16 protein-coding genes are annotated in these 16,031 nt (G+C 68.2%); 12 read left to right on the plus strand and 4 right to left on the minus strand.

Annotation, left to right across the window (positions count from 1 at the left end; genetic code table 11):
- Window positions 1-100: 100 nt before the first annotated feature.
- A complete protein-coding gene (locus AP428_RS28885; protein WP_012339349.1) occupies window positions 101-1,465 on the minus strand; it encodes a 2-hydroxycarboxylate transporter family protein in 1,365 nt (454 codons plus the stop codon).
- Between the two features lie 435 nt (window positions 1,466-1,900).
- Between AP428_RS28885 and AP428_RS28890 the strand changes: the two genes are divergently transcribed.
- The 6 genes from AP428_RS28890 to AP428_RS28915 are packed head-to-tail and all read left to right on the plus strand — an operon-like array spanning window position 1,901 to window position 8,117.
- On the plus strand, window positions 1,901-2,740 hold the full coding sequence (locus tag AP428_RS28890; protein ID WP_011694864.1) for a MetQ/NlpA family ABC transporter substrate-binding protein: 840 nt from the start codon (window positions 1,901-1,903) through the stop codon (window positions 2,738-2,740).
- Between the two features lie 10 nt (window positions 2,741-2,750).
- The gene (locus AP428_RS28895; protein WP_011546863.1) at window positions 2,751-4,163 is read left to right on the plus strand and encodes an LLM class flavin-dependent oxidoreductase; all 1,413 of its coding nucleotides are present in this window, start codon (window positions 2,751-2,753) and stop codon (window positions 4,161-4,163) included.
- A gap of 18 nt (window positions 4,164-4,181) precedes the next feature.
- Entirely contained in the window at window positions 4,182-5,366 is a 1,185-nt protein-coding gene (locus AP428_RS28900) for a methionine ABC transporter ATP-binding protein (RefSeq protein WP_011546864.1), read from the plus strand.
- The gene (locus tag AP428_RS28905) at window positions 5,359-6,015 is read left to right on the plus strand and encodes a methionine ABC transporter permease (RefSeq protein ID WP_006491339.1); all 657 of its coding nucleotides are present in this window, start codon (window positions 5,359-5,361) and stop codon (window positions 6,013-6,015) included. Before AP428_RS28900 ends, AP428_RS28905 begins: the two co-directional genes overlap by 8 nt.
- Window positions 6,016-6,066: 51 nt before the next feature.
- On the plus strand, window positions 6,067-6,909 hold the full coding sequence (locus AP428_RS28910; RefSeq protein WP_011546865.1) for a hypothetical protein: 843 nt from the start codon (window positions 6,067-6,069) through the stop codon (window positions 6,907-6,909).
- A complete protein-coding gene (locus AP428_RS28915; RefSeq protein ID WP_011546866.1) occupies window positions 6,906-8,117 on the plus strand; it encodes an acyl-CoA dehydrogenase family protein in 1,212 nt (403 codons plus the stop codon). Before AP428_RS28910 ends, AP428_RS28915 begins: the two co-directional genes overlap by 4 nt.
- Window positions 8,118-8,133: 16 nt before the next feature.
- Here AP428_RS28915 and AP428_RS28920 read toward each other — a convergent pair whose 3' ends face one another.
- Window positions 8,134-8,943, minus strand: a complete 810-nt coding sequence (locus AP428_RS28920) for a hypothetical protein (protein ID WP_011546867.1) — start codon at window positions 8,941-8,943, stop codon at window positions 8,134-8,136.
- A gap of 169 nt (window positions 8,944-9,112) precedes the next feature.
- Between AP428_RS28920 and zigA the strand changes: the two genes are divergently transcribed.
- Genes zigA through AP428_RS28945 form a run of 5 tightly spaced genes read left to right on the plus strand, consistent with a single transcriptional unit; the run spans window position 9,113 to window position 13,806 of the window.
- Entirely contained in the window at window positions 9,113-10,321 is a 1,209-nt protein-coding gene (gene zigA / locus AP428_RS28925; protein ID WP_172593248.1) for a zinc metallochaperone GTPase ZigA, read from the plus strand.
- Window positions 10,322-10,379: 58 nt separating this feature from the next.
- Window positions 10,380-11,300, plus strand: coding sequence for a GTP cyclohydrolase FolE2 (gene folE2 / locus AP428_RS28930; RefSeq protein ID WP_041489458.1), 921 nt, complete (start codon window positions 10,380-10,382; stop codon window positions 11,298-11,300).
- A complete protein-coding gene (locus AP428_RS28935; protein WP_011546870.1) occupies window positions 11,294-11,872 on the plus strand; it encodes a 6-carboxytetrahydropterin synthase in 579 nt (192 codons plus the stop codon). Before folE2 ends, AP428_RS28935 begins: the two co-directional genes overlap by 7 nt.
- The gene (locus AP428_RS28940; protein WP_011546871.1) at window positions 11,872-12,432 is read left to right on the plus strand and encodes a carbonate dehydratase; all 561 of its coding nucleotides are present in this window, start codon (window positions 11,872-11,874) and stop codon (window positions 12,430-12,432) included. The genes AP428_RS28935 and AP428_RS28940 overlap by 1 nt, the downstream gene beginning before the upstream one ends.
- A 3-nt stretch (window positions 12,433-12,435) precedes the next feature.
- A complete protein-coding gene (locus AP428_RS28945) occupies window positions 12,436-13,806 on the plus strand; it encodes a dihydroorotase (protein ID WP_011546872.1) in 1,371 nt (456 codons plus the stop codon).
- Here AP428_RS28945 and AP428_RS28950 read toward each other — a convergent pair.
- Window positions 13,803-14,267, minus strand: a complete 465-nt coding sequence (locus tag AP428_RS28950) for an Lrp/AsnC family transcriptional regulator (RefSeq protein ID WP_011546873.1) — start codon at window positions 14,265-14,267, stop codon at window positions 13,803-13,805. The genes AP428_RS28945 and AP428_RS28950 overlap by 4 nt on opposite strands.
- Window positions 14,268-14,435: 168 nt before the next feature.
- Here AP428_RS28950 and AP428_RS28955 point away from each other — a divergent pair, with 168 nt between their 5' ends.
- Window positions 14,436-15,062 (plus strand): LysE family translocator, encoded by a 627-nt coding sequence (locus AP428_RS28955; protein ID WP_011546874.1) that lies wholly within the window; start codon window positions 14,436-14,438, stop codon window positions 15,060-15,062.
- Window positions 15,063-15,094: 32 nt separating this feature from the next.
- Here the strand turns inward: AP428_RS28955 and AP428_RS28960 are convergent, their stop codons facing one another.
- Window positions 15,095-15,943, minus strand: a complete 849-nt coding sequence (locus AP428_RS28960; RefSeq protein WP_011546875.1) for a helix-turn-helix domain-containing protein — start codon at window positions 15,941-15,943, stop codon at window positions 15,095-15,097.
- Window positions 15,944-16,031 lie beyond the last annotated feature (88 nt).

Consider the following 16,031-nt stretch of genomic DNA (forward strand, 5'->3'; position numbering starts at 1 on the left):
TTGCCCCCGCCGGTCGCCCGCAACGACGCGCGCCGCGCACCGGCAGAGCCGGCGGCGGCGCGTCTGAAGCGGCCGGCGCGACGGTGCGCGCGGCCGCGCGTTATCCGAAGTGCGCGACCAGGATCAGCGTCACCGTGACGACGATCGCGCCGCCGATACGGGTGGCGATCTGCGCGAACGGCATCAGCTGCATCCGGTTCGCGGCGGTCAGGATCGCGACGTCGCCGGTGCCGCCTTGCCCGCTGTGGCAGGCGTTCACGATTGCGGTGTCGATAGGGTACATCTTCAGCAGGCGTCCGACCACGAAACCGGTGCCCATCAGCGTCGCGACGGTCGACACGATCGTGACCACGTTGACGATCGTGAACGCGGCGGTCAGCTTGTCCCACGGCGTCATCGCGACACCGATCGCGAACAGCAGCGGATACGTGACGGCGGTCGAGAAGAACTTGTAGACGACGAACGCGCCTTCCTGCAGCGGCGGCGACACCGCACGCGCGAGCTTCACCAGCACCGCGAGGAACAGCATCGCGACCGGCGCGGGCAGGCCGAACAGCTTGTGCGCCATCAGGCCGACGAGGTACAGCGTGATCGCGGTGATGCCGGCGCCCGCGATGTGCGTGACGTCGACGTGACCGCGGATCTCTTCGTTCTCCGGCATCATGTCGCCGCTTTCGCCGACCTGCAGGCGGCCATTGCCGGTCAGGTGCGGCAGGCGCTTGCCGAGCATGTCGAGCGCGCCCGACAGGATGATCGCGGTCAGGCTGCCGAGCATCACCGGCGGGAGCACCATCGCGAACATCTCGCCCTGCGGCAGGTGCATCAGTTCCGAATAGCCGATCGACAGCGGAATCGCGCCTTCGCCGACGCCGCCCGCCATGATCGGCACGACGATGTACAGCAGCGTGTGGCGCGCGCCGAGGCCGAGCGCGGTGCCGACCGCCGTGCCGACGATCGCCGCGGCGACCGAGCCGGCCGCGAGCGGAATGAAGATCTTCACGAAGCCCTGGATCAGCACGCGGCGATCCATGCTCAGGATGCTGCCGACGATGATCGACGCGATGAACAGATACAGGAAGTTGGTCGATTTCGTGAATTCGACCGTCAGGTTCAGCACCGGCTTCGGCAGCACGTGGTAGTACGTGAGCGCCGACGGCACGAAGGTCGCGAAGATCGCGGCCGCGCCGATGTTGCGCAGGAGCGGCAGGCGCTTGCCGAGTTCCGCGCAGGTGAAGCCGAAGAACGCGAGGACGGCGATCGCCATCGAGATTTCGCCGGGCACCTTGCCCGTCACCGCGAAGCCGACGATCAGTCCGAACAGGATCACGTAGACCGGCAGCGGGATGATGCCGATGCGGATTTCCATCAGCTTCCACCAGCCTTCCGGCCAGAAGCGTTCGCGCGTGGCGGGGCCGGCTTCGGCAATCGGCTCGGGATGGGACGGGGTATGGATAGAGGTCTGCAAGACGTGTCTCCTGATGTTTGGAATGCCTGCATCGCTTCGCGGCATCGTGTGCCGTCTATTACGCAACCCCCATGCCAGAATGCCGACGCGCCGGAATATTTTTAATCCATTGATTCATAAGGGATTTATTTCGTCTGCGGAAAGGGTTTTTCACGCGAAGTGGCCGAGATTTCGGAATCGGCGCGGCCGTCAGGCCGAGATTTCGGCCTGACGGCGGCCCGGGCGCCCCGGTCATGCCCGGCGCCCGCCGTCCCGCCCGCCATATCGCCGCGCGCGATTTTCTTCGCACAATCGCTTCGTAGACCGCCCTCTCGCCGCTCTCTATCATCGGCTGATCCTTTTCCGATGGGACGACGACCGTCCGGAGAACGCCCGCGCGTTCGCCGCGGCGTCGCTCATCCATCGATACCGTCTTTGGACAGGAGAGTGGTTCCCATGCTGCATCCCGTGTTTTCCTCCCGCTTTTCCGCCGGCCGCGTGGCTCGCCTGGCCCGCCTGCTGACGGCCGCGCTGCTCGGCGTCGTGCTGCTGAACGGCGCGCGCGCCGACACCGCGCCGCTGAAGGTCGGCATCTCGACCAGCCCGCAGATCGAGGCGCTGAAGATCGCCGCGAAGGAGGCGAAGGAGCAGGGCCTCGACGTGAAGATCGTCGAATTCACCGACTGGAATACGCCGAACGCGGCGCTCGCGAACAAGGACATCGACGTCAATTACTTCCAGCACATCCCGTTTCTCGAGAACGCGAAGAAGCAGGGCGGCTACAACTTCATCTCGATCGCGCCCGGCACGATCATGAAGATCGGCCTCTATTCGAAGAAGGTGAAGAGCTTCGCCGAGCTGAAGGACGGCGCGCGCGTCGCGATCGCGAACGATCCGGTCAACGGCGGGCGCGGGCTGTTGCTGCTGCAGCGCGCGGGGCTCATCACGCTGAAGCCGGGCGCCGACTACCGCGCGACCACGCACGACATCGTCGCCAACCCGAAGCACCTGAAGATCATCCCGCTCGAAGCGTCGCAGCTCGCGCGCTCGCTCGACGACGTCGATCTCGCGCAGGGCTACCCGAGCTTCATCAAGCTCGCCGGCACGACCGACCCGAACAGCGCGCTGCTGTTCGACGGCACCGAGAACAAGAACTTCGCGATTCAGTGGGTCGTGCGGCCCGAGAGCGCGAACGATCCGCGCATCCGCAAGTTCATCTCGATCTACCAGCACTCGCCGGCGGTGCGCCGTGCGCTCGACAACGCGTTCGGCTCGCTGTACGCGATCGCGTGGTGACGGAGGCGGCATGACGACGGCGAACCGCAAGAAGATCCTGCTCAACGCGTTCAACATGAACTGCGTCGGGCACATCAACCACGGGCTGTGGACGCATCCGCGCGACCGCTCCGCGCACTACACCGATCTCGACTACTGGGCCGATCTCGCGCGGACGCTCGAGCGCGGCAAGTTCGACGGAATCTTTCTCGCGGACATCGTCGGCGTGTACGACGTGTTCGGCGGCGGCCCGGACGCCGCGCTGCGCGAATCGGTGCAGGTGCCCGTCAACGATCCGCTGCTGCTCGTGCCGGCGATGGCGCAGGTCACGCGGCATCTCGGCTTCGGCGTGACCGCGAACCTGACCTACGAGCCGCCGTACCTGTTCGCGCGCCGCATGTCGACGCTCGATCATCTGACGAAAGGGCGCGTGGGCTGGAACATCGTCACCGGCTATCTCGACAGCGCCGCGCGCGGGATGGGCCTCGCGCAGCAGATCGGCCACGACGACCGCTACGAGCGCGCCGACGACTACATGGACGTCGTCTACAAGCTGTGGGAACAGAGCTGGGACGACGACGCGGTGATCCGCGACGCGCAGGCGCGCGTGTTCGCGCAGCCGGGCAAGGTGCGGCGCGTGAAGCACGACGGGCCGTTCTATTCGATCGATGCGATTCATCTGAGCGAACCGTCGCTGCAACGCACGCCGGTGTTGTACCAGGCCGGCTCGTCCGCGCGCGGCGTCGAGTTCGCAGGCCGTCACGCGGAATGCGTGTTCGTGAACGGGCAGAGCAAGGCCGCGGCGCGCGCGGCGACGCTCGACATCCGCGCGGCCGCCGCGCGGCAGGGGCGCGATCCGGCGTCGATCAAGATCTTTGCCGGCGTGAGCGTCGTGACGGCCGAGACCGAATTGCTCGCCCGCGAGAAATTCGACGAGTACCGGCGCTACGCAAGCCCGGAAGCCGGCCTCGCGCATTTCGCGAGTTCGACCGGCATCGACTTCGCGAAATACGGCCTCGACGAGCCGATCTCGTACGTGAAGACCGATTCGATCCAGTCGGCCGTCGACGCGATCTCGCGCAAGAGCACGACCGGCACCTGGACCGTGCGCCGCATGCTCGAACAGATGTCGCTGGGCGGCCGCTATGCGCCGATCGTCGGTTCGCCGTCGCAGGTCGCGGACGAGCTGCAGTCGTGGATCGACGAGACCGGCATCGACGGTTTCAACCTGACGCGCACCGTGATGCCCGAGTCGTTCGAGGATTTCGTCGACTGGGTCGTGCCCGAGCTGCAGAACCGCGGCGTCTACAAGGAAGACTACGATCCCGCGCCGACGCTGCGCGAGAAGCTGTTCGGCGTGGGCCCGCGCCTGCCCGCCTGGCATACCGGCGCGCAGCACCGGCCGGCCGCCGCAGCCGAACCCGCGCATCCCGCGCATGCCTGAACGTGACGGAGCGAAGCGATGACGCAATTGTTCGATACGCTGGGTTTCATCGAGGCATCGGCCGTGCGCGCCGGTGCCGGTGCCGATGCAGTGGCACATGAGGAAGCCGTGACGCCGGTCGGCGGCGCGGCCGTGTCGCTGGAGCAGGTCGGCAAGGTATTCGCGACGCCGCGCGGCCAGGCCGCCGCGCTGCGCGACGTGACGCTCGACGTGCGGCGCGGCGAGGTGTTCGGGATCATCGGCCGCAGCGGCGCGGGCAAGTCGACGTTGCTGCGCCTCCTGAACGGCCTCGAACGGCCGAGTTCGGGCCGTGTGCGCGTGCAGGGCGTCGACGTCGGCGCGCTCGACGAGGATGGCCTCGTCGCGTTGCGGCGCCGCACCGGCATGGTGTTCCAGCATTTCAACCTGCTGTCCGCGAAGACGGTGTTCGAGAACGTCGCGCTGCCGCTGAAGATCGCCGGCGTGCCGAAGGCCGAGCGCGTGCGCAAGGTCGAGGCGCTGCTCGAGCTCGTCGGGCTCGCCGCGAAGCGCGATGCGTATCCGGCGAGCCTGTCGGGCGGGCAGAAGCAACGCGTCGGCATCGCGCGGGCGCTCGTGCACGATCCCGAAGTGCTGCTGTGCGACGAAGCGACGTCGGCGCTCGATCCGGAAACCACGCAATCGATCCTCGCGCTGCTCGCCGACATCAACCGCCGTCTCGGGCTGACGATCGTGCTGATCACGCACGAGATGGAGGTGATCCGCGCGGTGTGCGACACGGTCGCGGTGATCGAACAGGGCGAAGTCGTCGAAACCGGCCCCGTGTGGCGCGTGTTCGGCGATCCGCGCCACGGCGCGACGCGCGCGCTGCTGAGCACGCTGCAGCACGACCTGCCGGCCGAACTGGCCGCGCGGGTGCGGCCGCTGCCCGAGCAGGCCGCGCTGCCCGACGGCGCACAGATCGTGCTCGACGTCCGCTATACGGGCGAGAGCGGCGGCGAGCCGGACGTCGGCGCGCTTGCGGCGGCGCTCGGCGGCTCCGTGCGGTTCCTGCACGGCGGCATCGAAAGCATCCAGGGGCATGCGCAAGGGCGGCTCGTGATCGCCGCGACGCCGCGTGCGGATGACGCCGGCCCGTCGACGGCGCGCGGCGGTGCGGTCGCCGCACTGCTCGAACGTGCGCGCCGTCATGCGAATCATGCGGAGGTGCTCGGCTATGTTTGACCTCTGGTGGCCCGAACTGCTCGACGCGATCCGCGACACGCTGTCGATGGTCGCCGCGTCGGCCGCGATCGCCGCGCTGATCGGCATCCCGCTCGCGGTGATCCTCGTGACCACCGCGCCCGGCGGCATCTACGCGCGGCGCGGCGTGAACGCGGTGCTCGGCGCGCTCGTCAACGTGTTCCGCTCGACGCCGTTCATCATCCTGCTGGTCGCGCTGCTGCCGTTCACGCGCGTGCTGATCGGCACGACGATCGGCGTATGGGCGGCCGTCGTGCCGCTGTCGATCGCCGCGATCCCGTTCTTCGCGCGGATCGCCGAAGTGAGCCTGCGCGAAGTCGATCGCGGGCTGATCGAGGCCGCGCTCGCGATGGGCGCGAAACGCCGCCACATCGTGTGGCACGTGCTGCTGCCCGAAGCGCTGCCCGGCATGCTCGGCGGCTTCACGATCACCGTCGTCGCGCTGATCGGCTCGACCGCGATGGCGGGCGCCGTCGGCGCGGGCGGGCTCGGCGATCTCGCGATCCGCTACGGCTATCAACGTTTCGACACCACCGTCATGGCGACCGTGATCGTGATCCTGATCGCGCTCGTCTCGGCCGTGCAAATCACGGGCGACCGCCTGGTCCGACGCGTGACCCGGCGCACCTGAGCGACGCCACAAGCGTCCGCTCGTTTCATTCCTGATCCTGAGAGAACAACCATGACCTTGCCCATCGGCGCGCCGCGCGAATGGAACGGACAATTCGAGGAAGCGCTGTTTCTGGAGGTGGCGCGACGCCATCGTCCGGACTTCCCCGACAAAGTGGCGACGCCGCCGCGTGAGCCGTGCAACGGCGACGAGCTGGCGGCCGTCGCCGACTACTACACGAAGATGGCGTCGCACGACCTGTTCATCGTGCAGGTCGTCGCGAAGGCGATCGACACGCTGTTCCGCGACGATCCGCATTTCCAGCTGATCTTGTCGCGCCAGCTCGGCGACGACGGCGCGCACGCGGTGATCGGCCGTGAGCGCGTGACCGAACTCACGGGGCGCGATCCGCTGCCGGAAGTCGACCGGCTCGTTGCCGCGCACTGGGCGCGTATCGGCGACATCGCGGTGCGCGACGTCGCGGGCTTTCTCGCATTCGAATGGCATTACGAGCTGCACATCCTCGCGAAGCTGTGGATTCAGCGCAAGACCGGCCGCATCGGCGACAGCGCGATGCGCGAGCACGGCGAGAACCGGATTCGCCCGGACGAGGAATGGCATCGCGTGCAGATCGTCCAGTGGTGGTTCGACACGCTGCAGGCGCTGCCGGCCGCCGAGCGCGACGCGCTGATCGATCGCGTGATCGCGGCCGACGAGGAAACCCAGGCGCGGCTCGACGGCTATCTGCACGACGAGTACGCGCATACCGCACTGGTGTTCGGCGCGGATATCGCCGAATATCGTGCGATCTACGACGACTGGCGGCGCGAGATCCTGTCGCGGCTGACCGGCCGTCAGCTGGGCGCGCTCGTCCCGCTGTCGGGCGAAACCGTTGAACAGGAAGCTGTCGCATGAACGATCCCCGCGGCCCGGCGACGCTGGCGCCGGATACCGATGCACCGGCCGTCGACCGCGCGGCGCTGGCGCGCGCGATCGACGCGCTGCGCGTGAGCGCCGCCGAGCGCGACCGCGCGGGCGGTCATGCCGCCCGGGAGAAGCAGTGGCTCGCCGACGCGGGTTTGCTGACGCTCGCGGTGCCGCGCGCGTTCGGCGGGCAGGAAGCGGCGTGGCCCGAGATTTACGACGCGATCCGGCAGGTCGCGCGGGTCGACAGCGCGCTCGCGCATCTCGTCGGCTTCCAGTGCCTGCAGGTGGTGAGCGTCGACGTGTGGGGCAACGCCGCGCAGCGCGAACGCTACCTGCGCGGCACGGTCGACCGGCGCTGGTGGTGGGGCAACGCGGTCAATCCGCTCGACACGCGGCTCGTCGCCACGGCGACGCCCGACGGCGGCTACCGGCTCGACGGCGTGAAGGGCTTCTGTTCCGGCACGCGCGGCTCGCAGCGGATGACGGTATCCGCGCACGATCCGGCCATCGGCCGCACCGTGTTCGGCGTGGTGCCGACCGATCGGGCCGGGATCACCGTCAACGACGACTGGGACCCGGTCGGCCAGCGCCAGACCGACAGCGGTAGCGTGCGCTTCGACGGCGTGACGCTTGCGCCGGACGAGGTGCTGCACCGGTCGGAAGCGCCGCCGACGCCGCGCGCGACGCTGCGCACGCTGGTGTCGCAGCTCGTGCTGACGAACCTGTTCGTCGGCCTGGCGGAAGGCGCGCTGGCGGAGGCGCGCGACTACGTGCGGCAGCACGGCCGCCCGTGGATTCATTCGGACGTCGAGCGGGCCGAAGACGATCCGTACACGTTGCAGCGCTTCGGCGACATGCGCGTGCGCGCGATCGCCGCGGCGGCGCTGGCCGATCGCGCGGCCAACACGTTGCAGCACGCATGGGCGCGGCAGGACGCGCTGACGGCCGACGAACGCGCCGAAGTCGCGCTCGCGGTGTCGGAAGCGAAGATCGTCGCGCAGCGCGCGGCGCTGGATAACGGCGAAGCGCTGTTCGATGCGTGTGGCGCGCGCGCGACGGCCGCGTCGCTCGGCCTCGACCGTTTCTGGCGGAACGCGCGCACGCATACGCTGCACGATCCGCTCGACTATCGGCTGCGCGACGTGGGCCGATATGCGCTGACGGGTGAGTTGCCGCCGGCGTCGCTCTATACGTAAGCGAGCACGCACTCCGTCATTGATCGCCGGGCGGCGGGCCATCCGGCGCGACGGAGGCGGGCGCAGGGCCGCCGGCCAACGGCGCGCTGCCGTCCGCCCCGGCGCGCTTGTACGATGCGAGTTCGTCCGAATAGCGCGCCGTCCGCATGCCGTTCGTGTCGTAATACTCCTCGACCGACTTGACCCAGCGACCCACCGCCGGCACGTACCAGAACGCCTTGTAGGTCTTGCCGGTTCCTTCCGCCGTCCCGTTGTTGCGGCTTTGCACCACGATCGTCGAACCGCCCGCGTTGCGCGATACGCCGGACGTGATTGACTGCCCCGGTGCGGATTGCGCCTTCCACGAGCCTTCAGCCTCGATCTTGATCGCGTCGAACTTGCCGCCCGTCACAGTGACGGTCTCGTGGCCCACCACCTTGTAGTGCGTGTCGTACGCTTCCGACGCATGCTGCGGATTCGGGTGTGACTCGCTGTACTGGATCGTCCAGGTCTTGCCGATCGTCAGCGGAAACGCCAGCGGGCGGTTCACGACGGTTTCGGTGCCGTTGATGCTGCGTGCACGGCTCCAGTCCGCATCGACGATCATTTCGTGCGGCGCCTGCGTGGCGCCGCTTTGCCGGGACTCGACGTAGATGTGCCCGGGCGTCGTGCGCTGCACGGTAATCTCGTCGCGCGTCTGGCGCCAGCCGTTCGGGCCGATTTCGACCGTATCGACGTAGGTCCAGGTGTCGCCCGGTTTCAGCGCGGGCGCCGCGATCGATTGTGCGAGTGCGATGCCGGGAGCGGCAGCGCACAGTAACAGCGTGGCAAGCGTTTTGTTTTTCATGGTGTTTGAAAGGGGCGGTCTCGCCGGGCAGCCTATCAACCCCACCTTTCAAACCGCATGATGCGTGCATCGCCGCGCTACCGTCGTGCTGGACGTTTGAAATGATATGTTATATCGTAGCGATACAATATATCATTTCATCTCCAACGTCCTCTTCCGGAATCGCCCGATGAACCCCGCCCTTCATCCGTCCACGCGGCTTCCCGTGACCGTCCTGTCCGGCTTTCTCGGCGCCGGCAAGACGACGCTGCTCAACCACATCCTCAACAATCGCGAGGGCCGGCGCGTCGCGGTGATCGTCAACGACATGTCCGAGGTCAACATCGACGCCGCGCTCGTGCGAGACGGCGGCGCGGGGCTGTCCCGCACCGACGAGAAGCTGGTCGAGATGAGCAACGGCTGCATCTGCTGCACGCTGCGCGAGGATCTGTTGATCGAGGTCGACCGGCTCGCACGCGAAGGGCGCTTCGATCAGCTCGTGATCGAATCGACCGGCATTTCGGAGCCGCTGCCGGTGGCCGAGACGTTCACGTTCGAAGGCGAGGACGGTCGCAGCCTCGGCGAAGTCGCGCGGCTCGACACGATGGTGACGGTGGTCGACGCGTTCAATTTCCTGCGCGATTACGCATCGCGCGACAGCCTGCAAGCGCGCGGCGAATCGATGGGCGACGAGGACGCCCGCACGGTCGTCGATCTGCTGATCGACCAGATCGAGTTCTGCGACGTGCTCGTGATCAACAAGATCGACCTGATCGACGCCAGCGCGCGCGAGCGGCTGATCGCGCTGCTGCGCGGGCTGAACCCGCGCGCGCGGATCGAGATCGCCGAATTCGGCAAGGTGCCGCTGGAACGTGTGCTCGACACGGGCCTGTTCGATTTCGACGCGGCGTCGCGCGCGCCGGGCTGGTTGCAGGAGCTGCGCGGCACGCACACGCCGGAGACCGACGAGTACGGAATCCGCAGCTTCGTCTATCGCGCGCGGCGGCCCTTTCATCCGCAGCGCTTCTTCGATCTGGTGGAGAGCGAATGGCCGGGCGTCGTCCGCTCGAAGGGATTCTTCTGGCTGGCCACGCATCCGACCGTCGCCGGCTCGTGGTCGCAGGCCGGCGCGGTCGCGCGGCACGGGCCGGCCGGCCACTGGTGGGCGGCCGTGCCGCCCGAGCGCTGGCCGCGGGACGCCGAAGCCGTCGCGCAGATCCGCGCGCGCTGGGACGAGCATGTCGGCGATGCCCGGCAGGAGCTCGTGCTGATCGGCATGGACATGGACGAGCCGGCGCTGCGCGCGCGCTTCGACGCGTGTCTGCTGACCGACGCCGAGATGGCCGCCGGCCCCGAACACTGGACCACGTGGGACAACCCGTTTCGCGACTGGGCCTGACCTGAACGCGCTGCCTGCATCGATCCGGATGGAGAAGGCGCTCCACCGGATTTCAAGCATGAATGCAGCGCTTCCCGATATTTCCCTGACCGACGCCGCGCCGGGCCGCCGCCCGCTCGAATGGGTCGGCATGCAGGGCATCGACCTGCCCGTCGTCGTGGCGGAGCCCGGCTGCCGGCGCGACGTGCATGCGCGTGCCGACGTGCAGGTCGATCTGCCTGCGCCGCAGGTGAAAGGCATCCACATGTCGCGGCTGTACGGGCTGCTCGACGGGCTCGCCGACGGCGAAGCGCTGTCGCCGGCCGGCTTGCAGCGCATGCTGCGCGCGATGGTCGACAGCCACCGCGACTGCGAGACGCGCAGCGCGCGCGTGCGGCTGCGCTTCGACCTGCTGGCCCGCCGTACGGCGCTCGTGACCGAGGGGCTGGCCGGCTGGAAGGCCTATCCGGTGCGTCTCGATGCGACGCTGGCCGGCGATGCGTTCGCGCTGCGCGCGCAGGTGACGGTCGTCTATTCGTCGACGTGCCCGTGCTCGGCCGCGCTGTCGCGGCACTGGATCGAACAGGCATTCCTGACGGCATTCGGGCATGAGGCTCGCGTGGAGCCGACGGCGGTCGCCGCCTGGCTGAAACGGCATGCGATGGCCGCCACGCCGCACAGCCAGCGCAGCGAGGCCGTCGTCAGCGTGGCGCTGCCTGCCGATGGCACGACGCTGGGGCTGCTCGACCTGATCGATCGCGTCGAGCAGGCGCTCGGCACGCCGGTGCAGACAGCCGTCAAGCGCGCGGACGAGCAGGCGTTCGCGGTGCTGAACGGCGGCAACCTGATGTTCGTCGAGGATGCGGCGCGGCGCGTGCAGGCCGCGCTCGAAGATCGTCATGCGAGCCCGCGCGTGCGCGTGCGCCATCTCGAAAGCCTGCATCCGCACGATGCGGTGGCGTGGGCCGCTCCGCTGCGCGAAGGCGCCGACGCATGCTGATCCGCAAGCTGTTCCGGTTCGAGAATGCGCACGTCGTGCGCGGCTGCAGCACGCGGCGCTGCTCGCATTCGATTCACGGCCATTCATACCGTGTCGAGCTGCTGCTCGAAGCGCATGCGCTGGATCACGGCCAGATGATCTACGACTTCGGGCTGCTCAAGGGCGACGTGCGCGACCTGATCGACGCGTTCGACCATGCGGTGACGCTGTGGTCGGACGACGATCCGCGCTATGTCGAAAGCATGCGCCGGCATTCCGAGCGCTGGGTGCGGCTGCCGGTGTCGCCGAGCGCCGAGCAGTTCTCGCGCGTGTTCTTTCGCCTCGTCGATGCGGCGCTGTGCGGTACGCGCATGTCGAATGGCGAAGCCGACGTGCGGCTGCATTCGGTGATCGTTCACGAGACCGAGACCGGTTACGCGCAGTGCTTTCGCGACGATGCATTCAACCCGCGCATGGGCCGCATCGACCTCGACGCGATCGTGTTCGCGCCGGCCATCGTCGCGCAGTGGCGCGATCCCGGCCTGTTCGAGCGGCTCAAGCGTGGCCATACTCTTTCCAGGCAGAAATCCTGATGATCCGAAAGAACCCGCGCGGCGACCTGCCGCACATTCATCCGAACGCGTTCGTCGATCCGACCGCCATCCTGTGCGGGCGCGTGATCGTCGAGGAGAACGTGTTCATCGGCCCGTACGCGGTGATCCGCGCCGACGAAACCGATGCGGACGGCCAGATCGCGCCGATCGTGATCGGTGCGCATTCGAACATCCAGGACGGCGTCGTGATCCATTCGAAATCGGGCGCGAGCGTGACGATCGGCCGGCACACGTCGATCGCGCATCGCGCGATCGTCCACGGGCCGTGCATGGTCGGCGACGGCGTGTTCGTCGGCTTCAACAGCGTGCTGTTCAACTGCACGATCGACGACGGCTGCGTGGTGCGCTACAACGCGGTCGTCGACGGCTGCCACCTGCCGCCGGGTTTCCACGTGCGCTCGACCGAACGCATCGGGCCGGAAACCGATCTCGCCGCGCTGCCGCAGGTGACGGCCGATGCGAGCGAGTTCTCCGAGGACGTCGCGCGGACGAACAACGCGCTGGTGCTCGGTTACAAGCAGATCCAGAACGAGTTCTGACGCATGGGCGAGCGGCTGCGACAGGAAGCGGGCGACCGATCGACACGGCGGCACGCCGATCTGCTGGTGCATGGCGGCACGGTGATGACGCCCAACGGCGCCGAGCGGATCGACGTCGCGTGCATGGGCGGCCGCGTCGTCGCGCTGGGCGCGTTGCACGGTACGTGGAGCGCCGACGTGCTGCTCGATGCGCGCGGCTTGCACGTGTTGCCGGGCGTGGTCGACAGTCAGGTGCATTTCCGTGAACCGGGGCTCACGCACAAGGAGACCATCGAGGCCGGCACGCGCGGCGCGGTGCTCGGCGGCGTCACGACGATCTTCGAGATGCCCAATACGCATCCGCTGACGCTGGACGAGCAGGACCTGAGCGCCAAGCTCGATCTCGCGCGCGGCCGCGCGTGGTGCGACTACGCGTTCTACATCGGCGGTTCGGCCGTGAATGCCGAACGGCTGCCGGTGCTCGAACGATTGCCCGGCTGCGCGGGGGTGAAGGTCTTCATGGGCAGTTCGTTCGGCGATCTGCTGGCCGACGACGAAACCGTGTTGCGCCGGATACTGCGCCACGGCCGGCGGCGCATGGCCGTGCATGCGGAGGACGAGGCGCGGCTGCGCGAACGCAAGTCGATCGCGGAAGCAAGCGGCGACGTGCGCGACCATCCGCGCTGGCGCGACGCGGAAAGCGCGCTGGCCGCGACGCGGCGCATCGTCGGGCTGGCTGCCGAGACGGGCCGCCGGCTGCATGTGCTGCACGTATCCACGGCGGACGAAATGGCGTTGCTCGCACGGCACCGGCGGCGCGTGACGGTCGAGGTCACGCCGCATCACCTGAGTCTGCACGCGCCGGATTGCTACGAGCGGCTCGGCACGTTCGCGCAGATGAATCCGCCCGTGCGCGAACGGCATCATCGGGACGCGCTGTGGCAGGCCGTCAGCGACGGCGTGGTCGACGTGATCGGCAGCGATCATGCGCCGCATACGCGCGACGAAAAGCGCCGCCCGTATCCGCAGTCGCCGAGCGGGATGACCGGTGTGCAGACGCTGCTGCCGCTGATGCTCGATCACGTGCAGGCCGGCCGTTTGAGCGTCGAACGGCTGGTCGACCTGACCAGCGCCGGGCCGGCGCGCGTTTTCGGCATCGAAGGGAAGGGACGCATTGCGGCGGGCTACGACGCCGATTTCAGCATCGTCGACCTGCGCGCGCGGCGGATCATTCGCGACGAATGGATCGCGAGCGTGAGCGGGTGGACGCCGTACGACGGCCGTGCGGTCACGGGGTGGCCCGTGCATACGGTCGTGCGCGGGCAGGTCGTCGTGCGCGACGAGGCGCTGAACGGACAACCGGCCGGGGAGGCCGTGACGTTTCTCGACCCCTAGATCGGCAGCCGCACCGTCTGTTTGATGCGCTTCAGCGGGATCTCGGTTTCGATGTTGCGCACGCCTTCGATCTGCGTGAGCGTTTCCATCTGAAAGCGCTGATAGTTGTCGAGATCCTTCGCGATCACGCGCAGCAGATAGTCGTAGCTGCCGGCCATCAGATGGCATTCGAGCACTTCGGGCGCGTGTTCCATCTCGCGCGCGAAGCGTTCGACCGTCGTCTTGTCCTGGCGCTCCAGCGTGACGCGCACGAATGCCGTGAAGCGCAGCTCGACGGCTGCCGGGTTCAGCAACGCGACGTACGCGTCGATCACGCCCTGTTCCTCGAGCAGGTGAACGCGGCGCAGGCACGGCGTGGGCGACAGGCCGGCCTGTTGCGCGATGTCGGCGTTCGTCTGGTTCGAATTCTGCTGCAACGCACGCAGAATGCGTCGATCGATCGCATCCAGTTTGATTGGCATTTTTGGCTATAGATGAAGTTGATGTTGGAGAATAACTCCAAATCCAACTTCGGAAATAGCCGGGTTTGCATCCAATCTCCACGGGAAGTTGCCGATAATCTGACGACTGCCCGGCCCCTCGAAAACGCGCGATTCGCGCCCGCCGCGGCCCCTTTCAGGAGCTTCCCGATGTCGCACGTCGCCTGGCTGCCGTTCATGGCCACCTCCCTTCTGATCATTCTGACGCCCGGCCAGGACATGGTCCTCGTGATGTCGCGCACGCTGTCCGGCGGCACGCGCGCGGGCCTCGTGACCGCCGCGGGTGTCAGCGTCGGGCTGCTCGTGCATACGATGCTCGCGACGCTCGGGCTGGGCGCGCTGCTTCAGGCTTCCGAATGGCTGTTCACGGCGCTGAAGGTGGTGGGCGCGCTGTACCTGCTGTACCTCGGCATCACGCTGTTGCGTTCGTCGGGCGAGCTGACGCTCGCAGGCGACGGCACTGCGCCGGCATCGCGGCTGCGGACGTTCGCGCAAGGCGCGCTGTCCAATGTATCCAATCCGAAGGTCGCGCTTTTCTATCTGGCGTTTCTGCCGCAATTCGTTCCGGCCGGCGCCCCGCATCCGATGCTGTCGCTGTTCGTGCTGGGCGCGACGTTTGCCGGGCTGACGTTTCTCGTCAAGGGGCCGGTCGCGCTGTTCGCGGGCCTGCTGTCGGCATCGATCCGCCGCAACCCGCGCATCCTGACGCGCATGCATCGCGTCAGCGGGGTGGTCTTGCTCGCGCTGGGCGTGAAGCTGGCGCTCGAACGCCGCTGAGCGCGGCCACGGCCCCGCCACGCCTGCCGGCGTTACGCCACCGGCAACGCGTCCGCCAGCGCCCGCATCGCCTCCACCGTTTCCGGATTCGCCGGAAAGAACGCCTCGATCGCGAGTTCCGACAGCGTCACGTCGACCGGCGTGCCGAATACCGTCGTCGTACTGAAGAACGTCAGCTCGCCGCTCGCCGTGCGCAGCCGCAGCGGCACGGCGATGTCCGCGAAATCGGTGCGCGTGTGCGAATCGTCGGGCTGGCCGGCCGGCGCCGGATACGCGGCGAGCTCGTCGCGCAGCGCATGCAGCGTGCGGTCGCCGCTCGCATCGATCTGCCGCTGCAACCGATGCAGGATGTGTGCGCGCCACTCATGCCAGTTGACGATCTGCGACGCGAGACCGTCCGGATGCAGGCTCAGCCGCAGCACGTTGACGGGCGGCTGCAGCAGCGCCGGATCGGCCTGCGCGACCAGCGTGCCGAGCATCCGGTTCGCCGCGAGCAGCGTCCAGTGGCGGTCCACCGCGAGCGCCGGATAAGGCTCGTGCCCGCGCAGCACGGCTTCGACCGCATGACGCGCGGCATCCAGTTGCGGGTCCGAAAACGGCCGTTCGCGAAACAGCGGCGCGAAGCCGGCCGCGACGAGCAGCGCATTGCGTTCGCGCAGCGGCACGTCGAGGCGTTCGGCGAGATGCAGCACCATCTCGCGGCTCGGCTGCGCGCGGCCCGATTCGACGAAGCTCAGGTGGCGCGCGGACACATCCGCGTCGAGCGCGAGCGCCATCTGGCTCAGGCGCCGGCGTTGCCGCCACGTGCGCAGCAGCGGGCCGATGCCGGACGCGCGGCCGGCGGACGGGGAAGGCGCATGGAGGGCGGCGGTCGAGTTCATGGGGAGATGATAGGCAATCCCGCGCCGCTTCGGCATTACCTGCGAGGTAAGCGCCGCGCACCGCCCGGGCGTGCGCAGCCGCTGCGTT

It is taken from the genome of Burkholderia sp. E168m22 (genome assembly GCF_001319805.1).
Lineage (GTDB): Bacteria > Pseudomonadota > Gammaproteobacteria > Burkholderiales > Burkholderiaceae > Burkholderia > Burkholderia orbicola.

Coding starts and splice junctions, on each gene's coding strand:
- AP428_RS28920 (WP_011546867.1), bottom strand. CDS start 8,943: ATGAAAAACAAAACGCTTGCCACGCTGTTACTGTGCGCTGCCGCTCCC.
- AP428_RS28895 (WP_011546863.1), top strand. CDS start 2,751: ATGACGACGGCGAACCGCAAGAAGATCCTGCTCAACGCGTTCAACATG.
- AP428_RS28950 (WP_011546873.1), bottom strand. CDS start 14,267: ATGCCAATCAAACTGGATGCGATCGATCGACGCATTCTGCGTGCGTTG.
- AP428_RS28935 (WP_011546870.1), top strand. CDS start 11,294: ATGCTGATCCGCAAGCTGTTCCGGTTCGAGAATGCGCACGTCGTGCGC.
- AP428_RS28915 (WP_011546866.1), top strand. CDS start 6,906: ATGAACGATCCCCGCGGCCCGGCGACGCTGGCGCCGGATACCGATGCA.
- AP428_RS28945 (WP_011546872.1), top strand. CDS start 12,436: ATGGGCGAGCGGCTGCGACAGGAAGCGGGCGACCGATCGACACGGCGG.
- AP428_RS28905 (WP_006491339.1), top strand. CDS start 5,359: ATGTTTGACCTCTGGTGGCCCGAACTGCTCGACGCGATCCGCGACACG.
- zigA (WP_172593248.1), top strand. CDS start 9,113: ATGAACCCCGCCCTTCATCCGTCCACGCGGCTTCCCGTGACCGTCCTG.
- folE2 (WP_041489458.1), top strand. CDS start 10,380: ATGAATGCAGCGCTTCCCGATATTTCCCTGACCGACGCCGCGCCGGGC.
- AP428_RS28910 (WP_011546865.1), top strand. CDS start 6,067: ATGACCTTGCCCATCGGCGCGCCGCGCGAATGGAACGGACAATTCGAG.
- AP428_RS28890 (WP_011694864.1), top strand. CDS start 1,901: ATGCTGCATCCCGTGTTTTCCTCCCGCTTTTCCGCCGGCCGCGTGGCT.
- AP428_RS28960 (WP_011546875.1), bottom strand. CDS start 15,943: ATGAACTCGACCGCCGCCCTCCATGCGCCTTCCCCGTCCGCCGGCCGC.
- AP428_RS28900 (WP_011546864.1), top strand. CDS start 4,182: ATGACGCAATTGTTCGATACGCTGGGTTTCATCGAGGCATCGGCCGTG.
- AP428_RS28955 (WP_011546874.1), top strand. CDS start 14,436: ATGTCGCACGTCGCCTGGCTGCCGTTCATGGCCACCTCCCTTCTGATC.
- AP428_RS28940 (WP_011546871.1), top strand. CDS start 11,872: ATGATCCGAAAGAACCCGCGCGGCGACCTGCCGCACATTCATCCGAAC.